The sequence below is a fragment of the Methanoculleus sp. genome, from assembly GCF_035363275.1.
In the GTDB taxonomy this organism is placed as follows: Archaea; Halobacteriota; Methanomicrobia; order Methanomicrobiales; family Methanoculleaceae; genus Methanoculleus.
Genome location: NZ_DAOSET010000006.1, coordinates 48,712 through 69,401, shown reverse-complemented (window position 1 = coordinate 69,401; position 20,690 = coordinate 48,712). Strand labels below are relative to the sequence as shown.

The following is a 20,690-nucleotide window of genomic DNA, read 5'->3' as shown; positions in this document are numbered from 1 at the left end:
CGGCCTTACGCCTTCTCTTCCACCCGGATCTTCAACCCCTCGTTGTCCACCGTCGTCGCGATCGCGACCCGGAGCCCTGCCTCGGTGAGGATCTTCGCCACCTCGTCCTCCGGGCGGGCGGTGACGACGGCGATCGACGGCCCGACCGAGCTCATCCCGACGAACTCGAGGCCGGCGTCTCTGAGCGCCGCCATGTAGCGGTAGATCTCGAATCCGTGGTGCTCCACCTCGGCCCGCTTCGAGCCGCGGAACTCGATCTCCCAGATGACGTCGCCGATCTTCTCGAGATCCCCGCGCTCCAGTGCCGGGATGAGGTCCATCAGGATGAGGTAGGACTTCAGCTCGCGGTCGCGGTAGTCCAGGGTCCGGGCCTTGTTCATCAGCAGGTCGAACTCCTTCTCCCCCGCCGACGAGACATCGGAGGTCGGGATGGCGATGTAGACCCGCTTGCCCTCGGCAAACGCGTGCCGGTAGACGAGGGTCAGCTCGTCCCCCATCACCGCCATCCCGCCGTGGGTGCTCGCGGCGGGGCCGACACCGGTCTCGAACCCGAACGCGACGTTCCCGGCATCCGTCTCCTCGACGAAGTTGCTGCCGAGGAGGAGGCGGAGCTGGTCGCTCGTTAGCGGCGAGCCCACGGCGGTGTTGAGGGCGTTTGCGACCGCAATCAGGATGGTGCTCGTGGACCCGAGCCCGACGTGCTCGTACATGTGGTCGCGTGCAGAGATCTTAAAACCGCCCTCATAACCGACAACCTGCCGGAAGGCCTCCACGAAGTGGCGGAGGATCGGTTCGCGGGAGTAGTCGATCTCGATGCCTGAGGCCGTGCACGTGACCTCGGCGGTGCAGTAGACACCGATGGCAAACCCGATCCCGCCTCCCCCGGGGTGGTCCGGGGAGAACCGGTTCATGTCGAGCACGGTGAGATGAATCCTCGCCGGGGCGCGGACAACGACGGTGCCGGCAACCGGCGCGAGCGGGTAGTCCTTCTGGAGGCCGCACGGTCGGATATGCTCGCCGGGGGAGAAGGAGGTGAACTCGTACTCGACGAGGTCTAAGTCCCCTCCGCGGATCTTCATAATGGGCATGATGTCACTTCGTTTCAGCGTGTGCGGTCAAAGAAGATATCCTTTCCAGCAGCCCGGAGCGGGATGCCGTAGGCGACGCCGCATCCATCCAGCCACCCGAGCGAGAGCGCGCCGACGCCGACCGAGTACATGACCCGGTTGTCGACGTTGTGGATGCTCGCAGTCTTTACCGCGGAGCCGACCGCGATCCCGAGATCGGCCATCCGGACGGCGCAGTTCGGGCCCCCAAACGGCGTGGTCCGCACCCCTCCCTCGCGCTGTGCATCAAGCATCTCTGCACAGGTGGAATAGCCGCACGCGCCGCAGTCGAGGCCCACGGCATCGTTTAAGAGCGATCCGATGAGGAAACAGGCGTCGCTTGCCGCGACGTTAGCCGCGTCACGGAGAAAGAACCCCAGGTTATGCCGCTCGCCGAACCTCCGCATCGCCTCCGCGAGGACCGTCTTCCCTTCGCCGGTGACGATCCTCGTCCGGATGACGTCGGTGCCCCGGGCTTTCGGGGCGGTGCGCGCCGAGAGAGCCATTAACTTCGCGACGGTCTCCACGGCGTCTGATTCGATACCCATGAGAGTACGTGGCACCGGCCCAAGATAAGAGTATGCCCGGCCGGAGGCAGCGATACATTTTTCCGGGAACCCCGCCGAAGAGCCGGGTTGTCATGGCAACGGAGAAGAATCTCGAGTCGGCCACATTCGGCGCAGGATGTTTCTGGGGCGTCGAGGAGACGTTCCGGCACGTGCCGGGTGTCGTGGATACGGCGGTGGGGTTCATGGGGGGCACCACCGCAAACCCATCCTACGAGGGCGTCTGCACCGGGAGGACCGGGCACGCAGAGGTCGTGCAGGTGACCTACGACCCCGGCGTGGTCTCGTACCGGGCGCTCCTCGACGTCTTCTGGAACGCCCACGACCCGACCACCCCGAACCGGCAGGGCCCCGATATCGGGGCGCAGTACCGGTCGGTGATCTTCTACCACACCCCGGAGCAGGAGAAAGAGGCACGGGCGTCGAAGGAGGAGGCGGACCGCTCGGGCAGGTTCCGGCGCCCCATCGTCACCGCGATCGAACCCGCGGGGACGTTCTGGCGGGCCGAGGAGTACCACCAGCAGTACTTCGCGAAGCGCGGCGGCGGGCACTGCAGGGTCGTTTAGGGGTCTCCGGCAGGTGCGGACTCCTTCACTCCCGCTTCCGGGGCACCCCGGTCTTGAACCCGACGCCCTCGAATGAGGCGACCAGGCGGTCGCCCGAGTAGACGGCGACGGCGTAGACGGACGTCCTCTCCGTCTCCGAGACCTTGCGGGCTACCGCCTCGAGCGTACCCGTCGCCGGCGGAGAAAAATAGCGAATATAGGCAGAGATTGCCGTCTGGTCCACCCCATCCATGTTCCCGGCGATGCCGAAGGCGTGGTCCGCGAGAGCGAAGATCGCGCCACCATGCGTCGTGCCGTGGGCGTTCTCCCGGCCCTCCGTCTGCATCGCCACCCGGACGCTGCCGCCCTCGACCGCCGTGACCTCCATCGCGAGGAGGCGGGCAAACCCACAGGCGTCGAACCGGCGCACCACATCGCCATAGGCTTCCGGGATGGAACCGGTCTGCTTCATGGAACTATTTATACTCCCGCTGCGTGTAGGTGGCGTTGCCGGCCTCGCCGCCGCGAAGAACGATATACAGCCATTCCGATATCGACTTGAGCGTCCCGAACTGCTGGTAGCGCCGCATCGAGAACCCGACTTTCAGGCCCGGGTCGAGGTAGACCTTCCCGAGCTTCCGCATCCTCTGGGCTATCTCGAGGTCGTCCCCGGCATCGATGCAGCGGTACATCCCCGCCCGGACGAACGCCTCGCGGTCGAAGGCCGTGTTGCACCCGAGCGTGAAGTAGATCGTCCGGGTGTGGTAGCCCAGGCGCGAGAAGGTGTTTGCGCCGAGGAGCGAGAGGTGGTTCCGGATGCCCCCCTCGATCGGGTAGACCGTGCCGTAGAGCTGCACGATCTTCTTCTCCGCAAAGTTCCTCCCGATCCGCTCCACCCAGTCATGGGGGAGGATACAGTCGGCGTCCGTCGTCGCGACGATATCGCCGCTGGCCGCCATCGCCCCGTCGTTTCGCGCCCCGCCCACCCGCTTGCTCGTCTGGACAAAGACCCTGTCCGCGAGCGGCTCGGCCAGTTCCCGGGTCCGGTCCTTTGAGTTCCCGTCGACGACGATGATCTCGTAGGAATCCCTCGGCACCGTCTGGTCGGCAAGAGACTGCAGGCAGCGCTCGATATTCTGCTCCTCGTTATAGGTCGGAACGACCACGGAGATCATCCCTCGATCAACTCCCGGTATAGTTGTTGATGTCGTTTTGCTATAAGCGTGATGTCGTATCTCTCCGTCGAAGCACGAGCCCTCGCGGCGCAGCGCTTCAGGGCCGCGTCGTCGGCGAGGAGGCCCTGCGCCTCATCGACCTCCCGGAAGAAGAGGACCGAGTCCCCGAAGATCTCCTGGAACTCGAAGATGTCCCGGGCGATCACCGGGAGGCCCGCCGAGAGGGCTTCGACGATCACGAGGCCGAAGGTCTCCGCGTGCGAGGGCATGAAGAAGATGTCCGCCCCGCTGTATGCCCGGGATATATCTTCGATGACGCCGGTGAAGATGACGTTCTTGTGGGACTGGGTCTTGAGCATCTGGATCTTCGCGTAGTCCTTCGAGAACGTCCCGTAGGGGAACCCGCCCACCCAGACCCAGGTCATCTCCGGGTGCAGGTCGGCAAGCGCCAGGAAATCGTAGATCCCCTTCCGGGGTGTCTGCTGGCCGACGGAGAGGACCACTCTCTGGCCGTGGTCGATCCCGTACTCGTCGCGGAACTCCTTTCGCTTCTTCTTGTCCCGCTTGAAGTACGCCCGGTCGATGCCGTTCGGAATGAGAGTCTTCGGGACATCGGGGACGAGCTGGTCGGTCTCCCGGTGGCAGGGTTCCGATATCGTGATGATGTGGTCGAACTGCCGGTAGATCTTCGGGTATACCGTATTTATCCTCTTTGAGAAGGCGACATTCCCTTCGTTCAACCGGGGGGTCGAGTGGGCGGTCAGGACTTTTACGCCCTCGGTGAACTTCAGGTGGTACATCGCCCAGGGCCCGAAGGTGTGGTAGTGGGTCAGGTCGAAGTCACCGTGATACAGGTTGCGGGAGACCTCCATACCGGGGAGCAGGGCGAGGTGGTTATGCAGCGTCCGTGCCGCCGTTGCGCACCCGATGTAGCGCAGGAAGCGGAAGTCCTCGACGAATATGTTGACCTTCATCCATTTGTCCCCACGAAGTCGATCGCGCTCCTGATGCAGCCGTCCATGTTGAGGTACTCGAACTGCGAGAACCGCCCGACAAGGTCGATCCCCCGCTCCCGGCAGAACTCACGAACGATCGCGACGTTCGTGAGATACCCGGTATCGTAGACGACGTAGGCAAACTTCTGCCGCGCGACGCCGGTGTAGACGACGTTTTCCCGTGAAGGGATGATCCCGGCCGCGATGAGAGAGCCCACAGTATGCTCGATCACCGCATCGTCCGTCATCTGTGATACCGTGTCGCCGTCGTTGTAGGTGATCTCGGCGAGGATCGAGGAGTGACCGGCCGGGGCGACCGCCGTGCTGTAGTTCGAGGGGAACGATATCCGGTTGAAGAGCCCGGTCGCCGGGTCGGGGACGTAGAGCCACGATATATCGGGGACGTCACCGGAGAGACCGATGAAGACCGAACAGAGCGAGTTGTAGCGGAGGGCGTCGCAGGCCGCCTGCACCCCGGCCGGGACGTCGGCAAGGCAGGGGAGCAGGTTCTGGAGCGGGATCGTCGATATCAGCCGTTCGGCATGGACGGTCTTTCTGCCGTCGCTGACGGCAAACCCCCCGCTCTCCTCGCGGATGGAGCGGACCGCAAAGTTGGTCCGGACGGCGGGGAGGACCGGTTCGGCAATCGCATGGACCAGGGCCTCGATACCGCCTGTCACCGGGTAGGAGAAGACCGCCTGGTGGACGTAGCCCTCGGTCTCGATACCCACGGCCGACCGGATGATATCCTCGACCGGCGGCCGGGGGATGCGCCCCTCCACCCAGTGGTGCGACATCCGTCTGGCCGGAAAGTTCCAGATCTTTTCGTTGTAGGGGAGCATGTAGGACTCGGCGATCCCCCGGCCGAAGGTGTAATTAATCCATTCGGCAAAGTTTTCCGGCGGGGGGACCTCGCCCTTCTCGACGGCGATGAGGTTCTTGACGAACTCGTTGATGCAGAAGAAGCGGTCTTCGTCAGGGAGTTGATAGAGGCCGTTCTCGAAGGGGTATTTGACGTAGCGACCTTTATAGAGGATCTTCGTGTTCCGCTTCCGACGATCGGCGTTCCCGCCGAGGACCGAGAGCATGAAGGAGAGGACTTCGGTGTCGCGGGAGAAGATGATGTGCGAGCCCCCGAGATCAAACGTGAACCCAGCATCCGTGATCGATCGGCAGAGCCCTCCGATCGTCGTATCCCGTTCGAGTACGGTCACGTCCTCGCCCTGTTCGTGGAGCAGGCGGGCCAGCGTAATCCCGGTAAGACCGCCACCCAGTACCGCCGATTTCACATTCATACTGTTTACTGCCGATGCCATATATGGTTGACCATCCGGTTCCCGGAGATTGCTGCAAAATGGAGTAGAAAGGCGGTGAAATCAGACCGGGAACGCGGGGTGCGACACCGCCGCCCGGCAGGGGTTCCTAAAGATTGCGCAGTTCCCCGACGAACGCCCGCAGGTCCTCCGCGTAGAGTTCGGGCTCCTCCCAGGCCGCGAAGTGCCCGCCGCGAGATAGGTCGGTGAAGCGCACGAGGTTCACTCTGCGCTCCGCCCATTCACGGGGCAGCGGAGCGTCCCGGGGAGGGTGGGCGACGGCCGCCGGAACCGGGGTGCGCTCCCAGGGACCGGAGGCCGTGTGCGTATCGAGGTAGTACCTGCGGACGGACGAGCCGATCGTCTCCGTCACCCAGTAGATCATGATGTTCGTGAGCAGGTCGTCGCGGCCGATGCGCGCTTCAATCTCCTCGCCGGTCGTGTCCGAGGCCATGAAACTCATGATCCAGGCCGCGAGGCCCGCGGGCGAGTCGGCAAGTCCGTAGGCGAGGCTCTGCGGTTTGGTCGACTGGATGATATTGAAGGCGCCTTCGCTCATCCACCACCCCTGGATGAACTCTGCGAACGCGACCTCGGGCTCCGTGAGGGACGCGAAGTCCGTCGACGGGTCCGGGTAGCCGACGTCGGTCAGGTGGATGCCGATGAGCGCCTCTGTATGCCGTTCCGCAAGTGACCGGGCGATCAGTGTCCCGGCATCGCCGCCGGCCGCGATGAACTTCTCGTAGCCGAGCAGATCCGTCATCAGTTCGGCGAAGATGTCGGCGGCTTCATCAGTGGTCATGGCCTTCCGGTCGGAGAACCCGTGGCCGGGGATGGACGGGACGACCACGTCGAAGGAGCCGGCGAGCAGCGGGATGACGCGGTGATAGCGGTAAAACGAGTCGGGCCAGCCGTGGAGGAGGAGGAGCGGCACCGGGTCCGGTCCCTTCCCGCGCTCGTGGACGAAGTGGATTCCCGTCCCGTTGATCTCGGCGCGGAACTGGCGATACCGGTTCAACTCCGCTTCGCGGGCCCGCCAGTCGTAGGAGTGCCGCCAGTAACGGACGAGGTCTTTCATGTAGGAGAGGGCGGTGCCGTACTCCCACCCGGCGCCGTCGTCGGGCCAGCGGGTGTCGGCGAGCCGCCGGCGCAGGTCCTCAAGGACTGTCTCCGGAACGGAGATGGTGAAGGGTTCCATGCTCCGGGTGGACGGCCTGTCTCCGGTTATATATTTCGCGTGGGGGCTGCATCAATTGACCGGGCGGCTCAGCGGAGCTCTATCGTCTTTTCCTCCTCTCTGCCAGGACCCTGCTCGTTTCTATCGACTTCTGCAGGGGCTGGATCATATAGGCGGGCATACTCTTCACCACCTCCCGCCTGACGGAGGGGATGCTCATTGCAAGAGAGGTCACCCGGGTGCCGATCCGCTGCAGGTAGTTCCAGGTGGGGAAGTCGTAGAGCCCGTGCTGCCGATAATACCGGTCGTCCGCCTTGAAGGTCGCCCGCATCCCTCCCCAGATCTCGTCCCGGAAGATCTTATGGCCGCCCACAGCCGGGAAGGTGGCCGGTGCGATATACCCCCGGCCCGCGAGCCTCACGGAACGTTCGGCCAGGGCCTGCAGGGCGGCATCGATCTCGCCCGGGTCCGGCTCGTTGGTCACGATCCCCGCAAGGTTGGCTTTTTCCGTCATCACCAGGCTCGTGAGAACCTCCCGGAGGGTTGCAAGATGGCCGAGCGGGCCTTCCACGAGGTATGCGACCTGTTTTCCCTTAAACGCCGGCACATGGCCGCTAAAGAAACTCCGGTCGATGAACCGCTTCCAGGCTGCCGAGAAGAAGCGGTCGCGGACGGTCCCGGCCATGACCAGAATATCCGCGGCAACGACATACCGCCTCCAGAATGCCATAAATCCGTCGTCGTAGATGCAGGTGTTCTCCAAGGCGCATCGGCAGCACCCCAGGCAGCCACCGTTCATCATGGCGTCCCGGATGTGGGCAACCTGGACGGAACCTGCGTAGCACGCCGTGAGGTGCCGAACCATCGCCTCAAGGTCGGAGCCGGGTTCCGCGTCGTGCAGGATGACCACCCGTTTCCCGCGGGTGTCCACCGCGGCCGGCGGGGTCTCCGGAACGTAGGAGGAAGAGAGCGCGGGCAGCGATGGAAATTCCCTCAGAACCGGCCGCCGTTCTTCTATCGCCTCCAGGAAATCGGAGAAGAACAGGACGAGCTGCTCCTGGAACGCCTCCTTCTCGAGATCCTGCATGTGGGCCGAGCAAGAACCGGCATACCGCATCCCGAGGTCGTCGCAGACCCCGTGCAGGTAGGCGTGGGCGGTGTGATCGAAGAAGTGGATGGAGGTGGTGAGGCTGGCGGCATACTTCCCCGAGAACGTCTCCGCCGCGTTCCGGGTGCCTATCAGTTCGATGAAACGCTTGAGCTGCGCCGGGACGAGCATGCAGTAGACCGGGGTCGCCCAGAGCACGCCGTCAGACTCCTTCACCGCGGCGAGCAGCCTGTTCCATACCTCTTCCTGCCGCTCGATCGTCTTAATCTCCTGCCCCACATGCGCCACGGAGAAGGTATGCTCCGGAAATGCCTGCTCAAGGAACCGGACGTACTGGAGGGTGACGCTCTTCTCTCCCTTGGGGCTCCCGGAAATGACACGGATCTGCATGATTTCGCACGCTCGCGTATTATATACGGATCTAAATCAGGCGGAGGGATATATCTTGCGGAAGGACGGTCCTGCCGGCGATCCGGAATTTCTCGCAGGGCATTTCGCCAACCGGGTAGCGGCGAGTTAATGCGGCTTTTTTGGTGCGGCAGGGGGCTTCACGCTCACTTTCCCCTCCACGTGTACCCGACGGCACCCTCCGGGCAGGCGTCGACGCACTCGCCGCAGAGGATGCACTCGGTGCTCTCCATCTTCCCGTCCCGGACCATGCCGTGGACATCGAGGCCCATCGGGCAGGCGTTTGTGCACCTCTCACAGCCGATGCAGCGGCCGGCGTCGGCCGCAAGGCGGAGCGCCGGCCAGCCGACGGCGTTCCTGATCTTCCGGCCGGCGATCATCAGTGCGGCGGTCGGGCAGAGGACGCGGCAGAAGCCGCGCCGGCCCAGGAGGTATGCGGCAGCGAAGAGCGCGAGGAAGATGACTCCGACGATCACCAGGGTCTCGGACGACGTGATCGAGACGCCGTTCACCGTGCCGTAGAAGGGATCGACTGCACGGATTCCGCCGGCACCGATGAAGAGGTACGCGAGCAGTGAAAGCCAGAGGACCGTGACGCCGTACTTGACCCGGTCGCGCCGGCCGTCCACCCTGTGCTTCATGACGGGCGAGCAGATCTCCTGCCATGCTCCCATCGGGCAGAGCCAGCCGCACCAGAAGCGGGAGACCCCGAGCGAGAGGACGGCGAGTGCGGCAAAGACGAGCAGGCTGCCGGTGGCGATGCCTTCGGCCGCCCCCATCAGGATGACGATGGGCGAGATATAAAAGAGCGTGACCGGGAGGAGGAGGAACGAGACGACGAGGATCGCCTTCCGGATTGTCTGGCGCGACAGTCTCGGTTGTTGCGACGGGGTTTCGTGTGCCATAATAATACCTTTGCATCAAGGTGACGGTTGTGCGGTCTTCTCACCCGCCGGATCGCCGTGCCGGAATCATCCGTTATGGAATCTTCCCTCCCGGAGGCCGTGAGTATCCGCACGGGGAAATACTCCCGGTTCGATCGGAGGATGCAATAATACTTATACATGGTGATTTCATCTCTGCCGGGCAGGCTGTTGCAGGAATGAGCCATTGTTACGGCTCCGATTCCTTGTTACCCTCTATAGGGGGGGTTGTCCATCTTCGGAGCATGGGGTGAGCCGGATCCCGAACCGGTAAACCGCAACATCGCGACCCTGCTGAGTTACGAAACATACGATGCCGCTTTCACCAGCCGCCTGACGTCTCGAAGGCCGATCGTTCCTTTGAAGTACTTATGCTCCCTGTTGACCCGATCGAGATCGCTGCATAATCTCTCAGGATCTGCACCTGAAATCGCTTCCGGATCCGTATACCCCGCAGAGACCAGCATCCTGGCTACAATGGGACTTACCCACTGGATTCTTGTGAGACCGGCCAGCACATAGAGAGCATCGATGACGTCGGCATCGACGCCGAGAGCGACCGCAACCTCCTCTCGCTTCCCGGAGGAGGCCAGAGTTTCGTAGAGTAAAACAGTATTCTTCAACCCCAAGCCCTCCAGTTTTTCGAGGTCGGTCTTCTGGAACCAATCAAAAGCGCCTGCGGGGTATGGTTTTGGGAAATAACCCTCAACTTCCCGGCGCAGCAACGTTAGATACGCCGCATCGATCCCGGTCTCCCCTGAAAGAGCCGGTATGTTCTTTGGGTTTTTCAAACTCTTTCGCAGGTCCGCGAGAGTCGCGAAACCATGCGACTTCAGTCTCAAGAATGTTCCGTCAATCTCTTCCAGCAGAGACCGGCGGCTTGGAACCAGATCGGTCTCCTGAATCCTCGTTTGCAGGTCGTCAAGACTCACTCTTTCAGCATCGATGTAGTACGGCATCCGGTTACCTCACTCCCCCATAGCATCGTCGTGCTCCGCCGTTACGGCGACAATCCCCTTCTCCGGACCGCCTGCCGCGGCGTGTCCTCCGGGCATCCCGGCCGGAGCCTCCTCCCGGCCGATCAGCGCCTCCACCCATGCCCGGTTCGCCCATAGGGCACAACCGCCCTCCGACTCCGTGAGCGCCTCCGGTGTCTCGCGGAGCCGGTTGAGCAGTCTCGAACGGAGGGCTTCCCGAAGCGGCACGGCCGCAAGGTTCACGTCCGAGTAGGGGGCCGCGGGGCAGGGCTCGAGGTCACCCGAGGGGCTGACGTGGACGAACCCCCGGCCCGCGGCGAGGCACCCGCCGTAGGCGTCCTCGTCGCCGGGGAAGCCGATGAAGAGCGCCGGGAACTGCCGGTTGTGGCTTGCAAGGACCGCCTGGAGTTCCGTCCTCTGTTCGGGGGCGAGGACGAGATCCTCCGTCCCGGGCGCCATCGGCACGTACTCGACGTAGGTGAAGACCCGGACACCGGCCAGGAGCATCTGCCGGACGAAGGCTTCGTCGGTGACGTCCGCAAAGTTCTCCCGCGTCGTGGTCAGGGAGCAGCCGAAGAAGACGTTGCGGTCTTTTAAGCAGGCGGTTGCCGAAAGGAGCCGGTCATAGACCCCGTCGCCCCGCCGCCGGTCGGTATGCTCGCGGGAGCCCTCGAAGCTGATGACCGGCACCACGTTCCGGCATCCCGCGAGCAGATCGGCAACCGCACCATCGATCAGGAGGCCGTTCGTGAAGACCGCAAAGAGCACCTGCGGATGGGCCCGTACGAGGCAGAAGATCTCCTCCATCCGGACGAGCGGCTCGCCGCCGGCGAGGACGACGATGGAGACGCCGAGCCCTGTCGCCTCGTCGACGACCGATGCAAGGACCTCCGGTTCCATCTCGGCTCTGTGGTTCCCGCCCCGCCCGTGCATGTAGCAGCCCGCGCACGCGAGGTTGCATCGCGCGGTGACGCTCACGATCATCACCGGCGGGACGAGGAGCCCCTCCTGTTCGTGCCGCTTCCGCGCTGCTGCCGCTCGTTTCTGGTGGCGGAGGATGGCGGCGCCGGGGATGGCGAGGGCCGGCTCCGCGGCGATGATCCTGACCGCCTGGCCGAGGGTCTCGCGGATCGTGGCATCGAACGTCTCCCGGTAGCGGTTGTCGCCTGCCGCGGGTGCTGCCTCTCCTCTGGTAGGGTACCCGGCGATCATGGAGCGCCTGCCCTTTCCGGGGTTCTCTGTTCCCGCTGGTTCTCCATATCCTCAATCTCCAGGTCCGGGTGCCGGTAGCGCTGCCTCTTCTCGGTGCGGCTGCCGGCCTGGATCGCCTCCGCCGGGCAGAGGTGGATGCACCCGCAGCAGAGTTCGCAGCGGTGGTTCCAGACGGGCCTCCCGCCGACTATATCGATGTTGCCCGCCGGGCAGACGGCGGCGCAGGTGCCGCACGACGTGCACGCTTCGCTGACCGTGAACTTGCGGTCATTCTCGTGGACATGGGAGAGGAACCGGGGGTACATGAGGGCCCTAACGATTCGCGCAACCGGCGAGTTCGGGAGGTTCACCCTCTCTGCCTGTCCGATCCGGCCCGCGATGCGATCGAGTTCCGTGTCCGCCGCATCAAGCAGCTGGTCCCGCTTCTCCCCTGCGGGCGACGCGTACATCAGGATGTAGTTGCCCGGCATGCTCACGGCGAACCCGGCATCGAGCCCCTTTCCGGCCTTCTCCCTGAGGATGCCGTCGAGCTGCCGGAGGGCCGCGGCACCCCCGCCGCCCCCGTGCGTGACGACCGAGAAGACGTAGTCCGCCGCGGTGAGGTCGAGGCGCTCCGCAAACGATGCCGCCATCGCCGGGAGCCCGGAGAAGTAGACCGGGCAGACAAGCCCGACCCGGTTCGCCCCAGGGGCGACGGGTCCCGGGGTATCTGCAAACGATGCAACAGGGACGATATCGCAGTCCCCGAGGGCCCCGGCGATCTTCTTTGCGGCTGCAAGGGAGTTGCCGGTCCCGGTAAAATAGTAGATGATGGTCTTCATGATATCAGATCCTCGACCGGAAGCGGGTACGCCCCGACGATCCGCTCGATGAGGTCGTTCTCCGCCGTCCGGGCCGCCATCTCCTCCTGTGTCAGGCTGACCGCCGCCGCGACCTCTATCCCCCGTGCGGCGAGCGCCGCTTCGAGGAGCGGGAGGGCTTCACCGGGCTGGCCGCAGTTCGTGCAGAAGATCACGGCCCGCTTCCCCTCGCAGCCCGAGAGCGCCCTGACGGCGGCGTTGATGGCCGGTGCGGGTTTCCAGGCCCAGACCGGCGTCCCGATGACGAGAAGGTCGTAGCGGGAGACGTCGATCCGGTCGGGGAGGATCGGGTCGCAGACCCCTCGCCGGGCGTGCAGGACCCCGGTCGTGTATGCCGTGAAGGCCGAGTACTCGGTCAGGGTCTTCACCTCGACGAGGTCGCACCCGCAGGCGTTCCGGATCCGTTCCGCGACGCCCCGGGTCACGCCGGTATACGAGTAGAAGACGACGCAGGCGTTCAGCGACGTCTGCTGCGTCGTCTCCCGGACGAGTTCGCGGTCGCACCGGTCCATGACGGCCGCCGACATCTGGTCGAAGTGCTCCCGGAACTCCAGCAGCCGGTCGCGGTTGAACGAAAAGTAGACCCGGAACCCCTCCCGCCGGGACGTCACGAACCCCTCGCTCTTCAGCGTTTTCAGGTGCTGCGAGGCGGCCGGCTGTGAGATGCCGAGGATCCCGGCAAGGTCGGAGACGCCCAGTGTCCCGGTCGTGTCCGTTGCGAGCAGGTGGATGATCCGGAGCCTGTTCGGGTCGCCGAGGGCTTTGAAGGCGCCGGCCATCCCGGGGACAATCTTACAGAGGCCGGTGCAGGGGTCGCACTTATTACAGTCGTCCATGTGAATTGTATAAGTGTATGCTTATACAGATATAGACCTTGCGGGCGGACGATCCGGAGCTGCGCAGGAGAGGCGATGAGGAAGCGACGCTAAAAAAATATTCGGGGAGCGCTCCTCCATCACTGCTGACGAGGGGAGTCCTGGTCGACCCGCCAGGCATCTCCCGGGCTGGTCTTCCGTGAAGGCTGGCCGGGCGACTGGATGAACCAGCCGGTCCGGGTATTGTCGAGTATCTCCGCGGAGTTTTTGGCGGTCATGAGGCTCGCGACGACCATCGCGACGGCCGAGAGGACGAGGGCGTAGAGGCTGAAGTGCACCGGAAGCGAGCCCACGAACTTGGAGTAGTAGCCGAAGATGCCGGCGGCGACGAGCCCGACCGCCATGCTCGCGATCGCTCCCTCGCCCGTGGCGCCCCGCCAGTAGAGCCCCGCGAGCAGCGGGACCGCGAACGTCGCGAGCATCACCCCGATCCCCATCCAGATCAGCCAGGCGAGCATCTCCGGGGGGTTGATGGCAAGGAGGAGCGTGCCGCCGGCACCGAGGATGATGGTGACCTTCGAGACCAGGAGCACCTCTCTATCGGTCGCGGAAGGCCGGAGGATGTTCTTGTAGACGTCCCACGCAAACGAAGTGCCGACGGTGAGCATGAGCCGGTCGGTCGTGGACATCACCGCCGCAAGGACGATCACCGCAAAAAGTGCCCAGAGCGCCACGTTCGGCATCGCGTGCTCGACGCCGGCGATGAAGGCGAAGTCCTGGGCGTTCACGGCGTCGGGAAGGACAAGCGTCCCCTCCTCGACGAGCGACCGCACGGCAAACCCGGTGAACTTCACGAGAAACATCACGACCGCATAGATCAGGAACGCGACGAGCGGCGCCCACTTGAAGTAACGGGCCTCCTTTGCGGCCAGGACGTTGTTGATGACGTGCGGTGCGCAGGCAAGCCCGACCATCAGGAGGATCCCGAACGAGACGAGGAACTCCGGCGTCGCGTAGGCGTAGGAGGCGTAGGCCGGACTCGGGAACCAGGGTTCGACGAAGTTCGGGTCGATCCCGGCGATCACCGTGTTGATGTGATCCAGCCCGCCGGCGCTCATGATGACGGGCGGCGCCATCAGGAGCACGCCCAGGATCAGGATGCCGCCCTGGAAGAGGGTCGTCCAGGATACGGCGTAGAGCCCCCCGACGACCGTGTAAGCGGTGATGATGACCCCGGCGATGAGGAGCGCCTGCCAGTGCGGGATGTTAAAGAGCCAGACGAGGACGATGCTGATCGCGGCATACTGCCCGACGAGGTAGATCAGCGAGACGACGATGCCCGCGATGGCCGAAAGACCCCGGAGCGCCCGCGGGCTCTCGAACCGTTCGGCGAGGTAATCCTGGATGGTCAGGTAACCCCGCGTCTTGCCGATGGCGTTCAGCTTCACCCCGAAGAAGATGATACAGAACGAGGCAGCGAGCGGGACGAAGATCTGCTCCCAGATGCCCGGCCAGCCCGACGTGTATCCAAAGCCGCTGACGCCGAGGAGGGTCATCCCGCTGCAGATCGAGCAGACGATCAGGATCGTGAAGACCCAGAATCCAAGCGATCTCCCGGCGAGGATGTAGTCCTCGGTGTTCTTGATCTTCTTTGAGGCCCAGCTCCCGATGCCGATGAGCACGACAAAGTAGAGAACGATCAGCGCGAGCGTGATGAGGTCCGCCATTCAAGCGGCCTCCTTAAACCGGAGTCCCCAGAGGGCGAGCAGCACGACGACCAGAGCGACAGTCCCGCCCACGATGGCTCCCGTATGGAAAGGTAGCGCGATGAACATGCTGTGTCACTATGTGACATGCCAGCATATAACACGATCGGTCGGGACGGCCTCCCCGTCCCGATGAAAGGTCCGGCACAGGAGATCGAGAGAAAGGTATTTTGAAGTATTCACGGCCTTTGTCCCACGAAGGAGAGAAATTTCACGTGCGGGCGGGCACCATGGTGCCGTCGCGGCCGTGAAGAAAAAAGATTGGCGCCCGGAGGCCGGGAGCGCTCCCCCATCACTGCCGGCGGGGCGAGTCCCGGTCGACCCGCCAGGCATCTCCCGGGCTGGTCTTTCGTGACGGCTGACCGGGCGACTGGATGAACCAGCCGGTCCGGGTGTTGTTGAGTGCGGTCTCCGAGTTCCGGGTGGAGAGAAGGCTCACGACGATGATGGTGAGAACCGAGCAGACGAGCGCATAGATGCTGAAGTGCATCGGGAGCGGCGCCACGAACTGGTGCCAGTAGCCGAAGGCGGCGGACGCGACGAGCCCGACCACCATGCTCGCGATCGCTCCCTCGCCCGTAGCGCCGCGCCAGTAGAGCCCGGCGAGCAGCGGGACCGCGAACGTCGCGAGCATCACCCCGATCCCCATCCAGATCAGCCAGGCGAGCATCTCCGGGGGGTTGATGGCAAGGAGGAGCGTGCCGCCGGCACCGAGGATGATGGTGACCTTCGAGACCAGGAGCACCTCTCTATCGGTCGCGGAAGGCCGGAGGATGTTCTTGTAGACGTCCCACGCAAACGAAGTGCCGACGGTGAGCATGAGCCGGTCGGTCGTGGACATCACCGCCGCAAGGACGATCACCGCAAAAAGTGCCCAGAGCGCCACGTTCGGCATCGCGTGCTCGACGCCGGCGATGAAGGCGAAGTCCTGGGCGTTCACGGCGTCGGGAAGGACAAGCGTCCCCTCCTCGACGAGCGACCGCACGGCAAACCCGGTGAACTTCACGAGAAACATCACGACCGCGTAGATCAGGAACGCGACGAGCGGCGCCCACTTGAAGTAACGGGCCTCCTTCACCGCCAGGACGTTGCTGACGACATGCGGTGCGCAGGCGAGGCCGACTATCAGGAGGATCCCGAACGAGACGAGGAACTCCGGTGTCGTGTAGGCGTAGGGTGCGTAGGCCGGGCTCGGGAACCAGGGTTCGACGAAGTTCGGGTCGATCCCGGCAAGCACGGTATTGATGTGGGCCAGGCCGCCGGCGCTGGCGATGACCGACGGGGCCATCAGGAGGACGCCGAAGATCAGGATGCCGCCCTGGAAGAGGCCCGTCCAGGATACGGCGTAGAGTCCCCCGACGACCGTGTAGGCGGTGATGATGACCCCGGAGATGAGGAGCGCCTGCCAGTGGGGGATAGCAAAGAGCCAGACGAGGACGATGCTGATCGCGGCATACTGCCCGACGAGGTAGATCAGCGAGACGACGATGCCTGAGACCGCGGCGAGCGCCCGGACCTCCCGCGGGCTCTCGAACCGGTCCGCGAGGTAGTCCTGGATGGTCATGTAGCCCCGCTCCCTGCCGAGGGTGTGGAGTTTCACCCCAAAGAAGATGATACAGAACGAGGCTGCGAGCGGCACGAAGATCTGCTCCCAGATACCCGGCCAGCCTGAGGTGTATCCGAAGCCGCTGACGCCGAGGAGGCTCATGCCGCTACAGATGGAGCAGACGATCAGGATCGTAAAGACCCAGAACCCGAGCGACCTCCCGGCGACGATATAGTCCTCGGTGTTCTTGATCTTCTTTGAGGCCCAGCTCCCGATGCCGATGAGCACGACAAAGTAGAGAACGATCACGGCGAGCGTCGCCAGGTCCGCCATTCAAGCGGCCTCCCTGAAATGGAGCCCCCAGAGGGCAAGCAATACGATGACGACGAGAGCCGCACCGCCCAAGATGAGTCCTGTATGGAAAGGTAATCCGAAGAACATGCTGTATCAATATTTGGCACGTTCTGTGATAACGGGATCGCCGGGGAGACAGAGATCTCGCCCGGTGGCAGGACGGGCGCATCGCACCCGAAAGAAAGTTATTTGGAACTCTTCACGGTCTTTGCCCCCCGGAGGAGGGCAATCTTTCCCGTGCGGACGAACTCCTTGATGCCGTACTGGCGCAGGAGTTTCTCCATCGCGTCGATCTTTGACGTGTCCCCGGTGACCTGGAGCACCAGGGTCTTTGCACCGACGTCCACGACCTGAGCACGGAAGATATCCGCGATCTGCAGGACCTCGGCGCGGGAGGTGCCCGGTTCGGCGGCCACCTTGATGAGGGCGAGCTCGCGCTCCACGCTCTCCCGCTCCGTCAGGTCCGAGACCTTGATGACGTCGATGAGCTTGTTGGTCTGCTTCATCACCTGCTCGACGACGCCGTCGTCGCCGTTCACGACGATCGTGATCCGGCTCATGTTCGGCTCCTCGCAGGTCCCGACGGCGAGGCTCTCGATGTTGAACCCCCGCCGCGAGAACATGCCGGCGACCCGGCTCAAGACGCCGGCCCGGTTCTCCACGAGGACGCTCAACGTATGCGGCTTCATTGCCTCACCCCGATCATCTCGTTGATCGCGGCCCCCGCCGGGACCATCGGGAAGACGTTCTCTTCCCGCTCGACCCGGAAGTCGAGGACGAACGGCCCGTCGGTCGCAAGAGCGGTCTCGATCGCCTCCCTGACACCGTCCTTCGCGTCGACCCGGATCCCGTCGACCCCGTAGGCGTTCGCGATCTTCACGAAGTCCACCGGCGGGAGCTCCGTGTAGGAGTAGCGGCGGTCGTAGAAGAGTTCCTGCCACTGGCGGACCATGCCGAGGTACATGTTGTTCAGGATCATGACCTTGACGGGGATCCGGTAGTGCGCCACCGTTCCGAGCTCCTGGATGTTCATCTGGAAACTCCCGTCGCCGGCGACGTCGACGACCGGGACGTCCGGGCAGGCGTAGTGGGCGCCGATGGCCGCCGGGAACCCGTAGCCCATCGTGCCGAGGCCGCCGGAGGTGATCCAGGTCCGGGGTTTTGTGAAACGGTAATAGAGCGCGGTCCACATCTGGTTCTGGCCGACCTCGCTCGTGATGATCCCCTCTCCCTTCAAGACGTCGGAGAGCTCGCGGATGACATACTGCGGGCGGAGGTGGTCGTCGTCGCGGAACCGGAGCGGGTACTGCGCCTTCCAGGCATTGATCCGGGAGACCCAGTTCGCCGTGTCGCCGCGCTTCTGCATCCGCCTGAGGAGGGCCTGGAGCACCGCCTTCACGTCGCCGACGATCGGGACGTCGACTTTCTTGTTCTTCCCGATCTCCGCCGGGTCGATGTCAATGTGGATGACCGTGGCGTTCGGCGCGAAGGTCTCGATCTTCCCCGTCACCCGGTCATCGAACCGGGCGCCAATGGCAAGCAGGAGGTCGCATTCCGTCACCGCGTAGTTCGCGGACTGGGTGCCGTGCATCCCGAGCATGCCGAGGTTCAGCGGGTGATCGCCCGGGACGGCGCCAAGCCCCATCAGGGTCGTCGTCACCGGGACGGCGGCGGTCTCTGCAAACTCCAGGAGTTCTGCCGAGGCCCCCGAGAGGACCACCCCGCCGCCGGCGTAGATGAGCGGCCGCTCTGCCCCGGTGATCAGATCGAGCGCCTTATCGATCTGGCGGACGTGCCCCTGGTAGGTGGGCTGGTAGCCCCGGAGGGAGACCGCCTCCGGGACGGGGTTACTCTTCGCCACGCTCGTGGTGACGTCTTTGGGGAGGTCGACCAGCACCGGACCGGGCCGGCCGGTCCGGGCGACGTAGAACGCCTCCTGGACGACGCGGTCGAGATCGGCGACGTCTTTGACCAGGTAGTTGTGCTTCGTCACCGGCATCGTGATCCCGGTGATGTCCGACTCCTGGAAGGCGTCGTTCCCGAGGAGGGCGGTCGGTACCTGGCCGGTGAGCGCCACGATGGGGATGGAGTCCATGTAGGCCGTCGCGATCCCCGTGACCAGGTTGCACGCACCGGGGCCGGAGGTGGCAAGGCATACCCCTACGCGGCCGCTCGCGCGCGCGTAGCCGTCGGCCGCGTGCGCCGCTGCCTGCTCATGCCTTACCAGTATATGCCGAACCGACGAATCGTAGAGTTCATCGTAGATCGGCAACACCACGCCGCCGGGGTAGCCGAATATGGTATCTACCCCTTCACGCTGCAGCGCTTCAATCAGAGTCCTGGCTCCGGTCTTCATGCTCTTCCCTGAGTAGTCTGTTCATCCCGACGATAACTGCTTCGACGCTGGCCATGATGATGTCGGTCCTCGCCCCTCGCGATGTCACGGTCTTTCCGTCCTTGCTGAGTTTCACCGATACGTCAACGACGGCGTCGGTGCCGCCGGTTATCGCATCGACGCTGTATTCATCGAGTCGTACGCTCCCGACGTCCGCGACCGATCTCTGGAGCGCGCGGATCGCCGCGTCCACCGGCCCGGTCCCGACTGCGGCACCGGTGATCTCGTCGCCGTTGACAAGCATCGTCACCGAGGCGGTCGGCATCGCGTTGCTCCCCGAGACGATGGTGAACTGGCGGAGTTCGAGGCAGGGCGTGAACTCGATTGCCATCACGGTATCGGCGATCGCCATGATATCGGCGTCGGTTATCCGCATCCCGGTGTCCCCCACCTGCTTGATCCGGGCGACGATCTCGGCGAGTTGCGCCGCATCGGGGGCATACCCCATGTCGTGGAGGGCGGCCTCGACCGCCGTCGACCCGGAGTGTTTGCCGAGGACGATCCGGCGCTTCCGTCCCACCCGTTCCGGCTGGAGCGGTTCGTAGGTGCTCGCATCTCGCATCACCCCGTGGGCGTGGATGCCGCTTTCGTGGGTGAAGGCCATCTCGCCGACGATCGGCTTGTTGGTCGCAAGCGGCACCCCGGTCAGCCGGGCGACGTGGGTCGAGAGGGGGTAGAGTTCCTCGGTCCGGATCCCGGTTTTAACCCCATAGAGGACCTCGAGCGCCATCACGAGTTCCTCTAGCCCGGTGTTCCCCGCCCGCTCGCCGAGGCCGTTGACCGTGACGTGGGCAGAGGAGGCCCCGGCACGGAGGGCGGCGACGGTGTTTGCGAGCGCGAACCCCAGGTCGTCGTGGCAGTGGATCGAGAGCGGGGCAACGAGGAGCGGCGGTATGATCGCGGCCGCCCGCTCGGGCGTGAGGAGCCCGACGGTGTCGCAGAAACAGAGCCGGTCGGCTCCCCGCTCCACCCCTTCCCGGAAGACCTCCGCGAGGAACGCCTGGTCGGCGCGGGACGCATCTTCTCCTGAGAGTTCGACGATGAGGCCACACTCCTTCGCGTACTCGACGGCGCTCCAGGCCATCTGAGAGACCTGCTCGCGGGTCTTTCGAAGCTTCGTGCTGATGTGGAGGTCGCTCACCGGGACGACGAGGTGGACGGAGTCGGCGCCGGCGTCGGCGGCAAGGTCGATGTCCCCGGGAAGAGCCCGGACGTAGGTGCAGCACTCGGCGGCAAGCCCGGCGTCGGCGATGATGCGGATGGACTCGCGCTCTCCTACGGAAGCGGCCGCGGACCCGGCTTCGATGACGTGGACCCCGAGGTCGGAAAGATGCGTTGCAATCTCAAGTTTCTCGGCCGGCGTCAGGCAGACACCCGGTGTCTGTTCGCCGTCCCGTAACGTGGTGTCAAAAAAGCGAATCGGTTCACCGAATAAAACAATCACACATA

General features: G+C 64.3%; 19 protein-coding genes. 1 reads left to right on the top strand and 18 read right to left on the bottom strand.

From position 1 onward, the window contains the following. Window positions 1–5: 5 nt before the first annotated feature. Together PLN84_RS02250 and PLN84_RS02245 are read right to left on the bottom strand one after the other, a co-directional pair. Window positions 6–1,088, bottom strand: coding sequence for a GHMP kinase (locus tag PLN84_RS02250; protein ID WP_348531885.1), 1,083 nt, complete (start codon window positions 1,086–1,088; stop codon window positions 6–8). A 14-nt stretch (window positions 1,089–1,102) separates the two neighbouring features. Continuing rightward, window positions 1,103–1,654, bottom strand: a complete 552-nt coding sequence (locus tag PLN84_RS02245; protein ID WP_292386221.1) for a DUF2148 domain-containing protein — start codon at window positions 1,652–1,654, stop codon at window positions 1,103–1,105. A gap of 92 nt (window positions 1,655–1,746) precedes the next feature. Here PLN84_RS02245 and msrA point away from each other — a divergent pair, with 92 nt between their 5' ends. Then, window positions 1,747–2,238, top strand: coding sequence for a peptide-methionine (S)-S-oxide reductase MsrA (msrA, locus tag PLN84_RS02240; RefSeq protein ID WP_300033232.1), 492 nt, complete (start codon window positions 1,747–1,749; stop codon window positions 2,236–2,238). A 25-nt stretch (window positions 2,239–2,263) separates the two neighbouring features. On the opposite strand, the gene PLN84_RS02235 is transcribed toward msrA, so the two are convergent. The 16 genes from PLN84_RS02235 to PLN84_RS02160 form a co-directional block, all read right to left on the bottom strand. Continuing rightward, window positions 2,264–2,689 carry a PaaI family thioesterase gene (locus PLN84_RS02235; RefSeq protein WP_348531884.1) on the bottom strand — a complete coding sequence of 142 codons (426 nt, stop codon included), beginning with the start codon at window positions 2,687–2,689 and terminating at the stop codon, window positions 2,264–2,266. Window positions 2,690–2,693: 4 nt separating this feature from the next. Further along, window positions 2,694–3,392 carry a glycosyltransferase gene (locus PLN84_RS02230; RefSeq protein ID WP_348531883.1) on the bottom strand — a complete coding sequence of 233 codons (699 nt, stop codon included), beginning with the start codon at window positions 3,390–3,392 and terminating at the stop codon, window positions 2,694–2,696. Continuing rightward, window positions 3,389–4,366 (bottom strand): glycosyltransferase family 4 protein, encoded by a 978-nt coding sequence (locus PLN84_RS02225; protein WP_292386225.1) that lies wholly within the window; start codon window positions 4,364–4,366, stop codon window positions 3,389–3,391. Before PLN84_RS02225 ends, PLN84_RS02230 begins: the two co-directional genes overlap by 4 nt. Next, the gene (locus PLN84_RS02220) at window positions 4,363–5,682 is read right to left on the bottom strand and encodes an FAD-dependent oxidoreductase (protein WP_292386226.1); all 1,320 of its coding nucleotides are present in this window, start codon (window positions 5,680–5,682) and stop codon (window positions 4,363–4,365) included. The genes PLN84_RS02225 and PLN84_RS02220 overlap by 4 nt, the downstream gene beginning before the upstream one ends. A 127-nt stretch (window positions 5,683–5,809) precedes the next feature. Then, window positions 5,810–6,898 carry an epoxide hydrolase family protein gene (locus tag PLN84_RS02215; protein WP_292386227.1) on the bottom strand — a complete coding sequence of 363 codons (1,089 nt, stop codon included), beginning with the start codon at window positions 6,896–6,898 and terminating at the stop codon, window positions 5,810–5,812. Window positions 6,899–6,977: 79 nt separating this feature from the next. After that, window positions 6,978–8,375, bottom strand: coding sequence for an NAD(P)H-dependent oxidoreductase (locus PLN84_RS02210; RefSeq protein WP_292386228.1), 1,398 nt, complete (start codon window positions 8,373–8,375; stop codon window positions 6,978–6,980). 164 nt (window positions 8,376–8,539) lie between these two features. Beyond that, window positions 8,540–9,298 carry a 4Fe-4S dicluster domain-containing protein gene (locus tag PLN84_RS02205; RefSeq protein ID WP_292558714.1) on the bottom strand — a complete coding sequence of 253 codons (759 nt, stop codon included), beginning with the start codon at window positions 9,296–9,298 and terminating at the stop codon, window positions 8,540–8,542. Between the two features lie 317 nt (window positions 9,299–9,615). Further along, window positions 9,616–10,275: a DUF4332 domain-containing protein gene (locus tag PLN84_RS02200; protein ID WP_292386231.1), complete on the bottom strand. Its 660-nt coding sequence runs from the start codon at window positions 10,273–10,275 to the stop codon at window positions 9,616–9,618. Between the two features lie 9 nt (window positions 10,276–10,284). Further along, complete coding sequence (locus PLN84_RS02195) at window positions 10,285–11,505, bottom strand: radical SAM protein (protein WP_292386232.1); 1,221 nt, start codon at window positions 11,503–11,505, stop codon at window positions 10,285–10,287. After that, window positions 11,502–12,326 (bottom strand): EFR1 family ferrodoxin, encoded by an 825-nt coding sequence (locus tag PLN84_RS02190; protein WP_292386233.1) that lies wholly within the window; start codon window positions 12,324–12,326, stop codon window positions 11,502–11,504. The genes PLN84_RS02195 and PLN84_RS02190 overlap by 4 nt, the downstream gene beginning before the upstream one ends. Further along, window positions 12,323–13,201: a metalloregulator ArsR/SmtB family transcription factor gene (locus PLN84_RS02185; protein WP_292386234.1), complete on the bottom strand. Its 879-nt coding sequence runs from the start codon at window positions 13,199–13,201 to the stop codon at window positions 12,323–12,325. Before PLN84_RS02185 ends, PLN84_RS02190 begins: the two co-directional genes overlap by 4 nt. Before the next feature lie 119 nt (window positions 13,202–13,320). Then, window positions 13,321–14,907 (bottom strand): sodium:solute symporter family protein, encoded by a 1,587-nt coding sequence (locus PLN84_RS02180; protein ID WP_348531882.1) that lies wholly within the window; start codon window positions 14,905–14,907, stop codon window positions 13,321–13,323. A gap of 331 nt (window positions 14,908–15,238) precedes the next feature. Continuing rightward, the gene (locus PLN84_RS02175; protein ID WP_348531881.1) at window positions 15,239–16,825 is read right to left on the bottom strand and encodes a sodium:solute symporter family protein; all 1,587 of its coding nucleotides are present in this window, start codon (window positions 16,823–16,825) and stop codon (window positions 15,239–15,241) included. 206 nt (window positions 16,826–17,031) lie between these two features. Next, complete coding sequence (ilvN, locus tag PLN84_RS02170) at window positions 17,032–17,535, bottom strand: acetolactate synthase small subunit (RefSeq protein WP_292386239.1); 504 nt, start codon at window positions 17,533–17,535, stop codon at window positions 17,032–17,034. Continuing rightward, window positions 17,532–19,202, bottom strand: coding sequence for a biosynthetic-type acetolactate synthase large subunit (gene ilvB / locus PLN84_RS02165; protein WP_348531880.1), 1,671 nt, complete (start codon window positions 19,200–19,202; stop codon window positions 17,532–17,534). The genes ilvN and ilvB overlap by 4 nt, the downstream gene beginning before the upstream one ends. After that, window positions 19,174–20,685 carry a 2-isopropylmalate synthase gene (locus PLN84_RS02160; RefSeq protein WP_292386241.1) on the bottom strand — a complete coding sequence of 504 codons (1,512 nt, stop codon included), beginning with the start codon at window positions 20,683–20,685 and terminating at the stop codon, window positions 19,174–19,176. Before PLN84_RS02160 ends, ilvB begins: the two co-directional genes overlap by 29 nt. Between the last annotated feature and the right edge of the window lie 5 nt (window positions 20,686–20,690).

Bases quoted from the DNA above. Each gene is read 5' to 3' on its own strand.
- PLN84_RS02220 (WP_292386226.1), bottom strand. From the start codon at position 5,682: ATGAATGTGAAATCGGCGGTACTGGGTGGCGGTCTTACCGGGATTACG.
- ilvB (WP_348531880.1), bottom strand. From the start codon at position 19,202: ATGAAGACCGGAGCCAGGACTCTGATTGAAGCGCTGCAGCGTGAAGGG.
- PLN84_RS02190 (WP_292386233.1), bottom strand. From the start codon at position 12,326: ATGAAGACCATCATCTACTATTTTACCGGGACCGGCAACTCCCTTGCA.
- PLN84_RS02175 (WP_348531881.1), bottom strand. From the start codon at position 16,825: ATGGCGGACCTGGCGACGCTCGCCGTGATCGTTCTCTACTTTGTCGTG.
- PLN84_RS02250 (WP_348531885.1), bottom strand. From the start codon at position 1,088: ATGCCCATTATGAAGATCCGCGGAGGGGACTTAGACCTCGTCGAGTAC.
- PLN84_RS02245 (WP_292386221.1), bottom strand. From the start codon at position 1,654: ATGGGTATCGAATCAGACGCCGTGGAGACCGTCGCGAAGTTAATGGCT.
- PLN84_RS02205 (WP_292558714.1), bottom strand. From the start codon at position 9,298: ATGGCACACGAAACCCCGTCGCAACAACCGAGACTGTCGCGCCAGACA.
- PLN84_RS02185 (WP_292386234.1), bottom strand. From the start codon at position 13,201: ATGGACGACTGTAATAAGTGCGACCCCTGCACCGGCCTCTGTAAGATT.
- PLN84_RS02225 (WP_292386225.1), bottom strand. From the start codon at position 4,366: ATGAAGGTCAACATATTCGTCGAGGACTTCCGCTTCCTGCGCTACATC.
- PLN84_RS02180 (WP_348531882.1), bottom strand. From the start codon at position 14,907: ATGGCGGACCTCATCACGCTCGCGCTGATCGTTCTCTACTTTGTCGTG.
- PLN84_RS02200 (WP_292386231.1), bottom strand. From the start codon at position 10,275: ATGCCGTACTACATCGATGCTGAAAGAGTGAGTCTTGACGACCTGCAA.
- PLN84_RS02230 (WP_348531883.1), bottom strand. From the start codon at position 3,392: ATGATCTCCGTGGTCGTTCCGACCTATAACGAGGAGCAGAATATCGAG.
- PLN84_RS02195 (WP_292386232.1), bottom strand. From the start codon at position 11,505: ATGATCGCCGGGTACCCTACCAGAGGAGAGGCAGCACCCGCGGCAGGC.
- PLN84_RS02235 (WP_348531884.1), bottom strand. From the start codon at position 2,689: ATGAAGCAGACCGGTTCCATCCCGGAAGCCTATGGCGATGTGGTGCGC.
- ilvN (WP_292386239.1), bottom strand. From the start codon at position 17,535: ATGAAGCCGCATACGTTGAGCGTCCTCGTGGAGAACCGGGCCGGCGTC.
- PLN84_RS02215 (WP_292386227.1), bottom strand. From the start codon at position 6,898: ATGGAACCCTTCACCATCTCCGTTCCGGAGACAGTCCTTGAGGACCTG.
- msrA (WP_300033232.1), top strand. From the start codon at position 1,747: ATGGCAACGGAGAAGAATCTCGAGTCGGCCACATTCGGCGCAGGATGT.
- PLN84_RS02210 (WP_292386228.1), bottom strand. From the start codon at position 8,375: ATGCAGATCCGTGTCATTTCCGGGAGCCCCAAGGGAGAGAAGAGCGTC.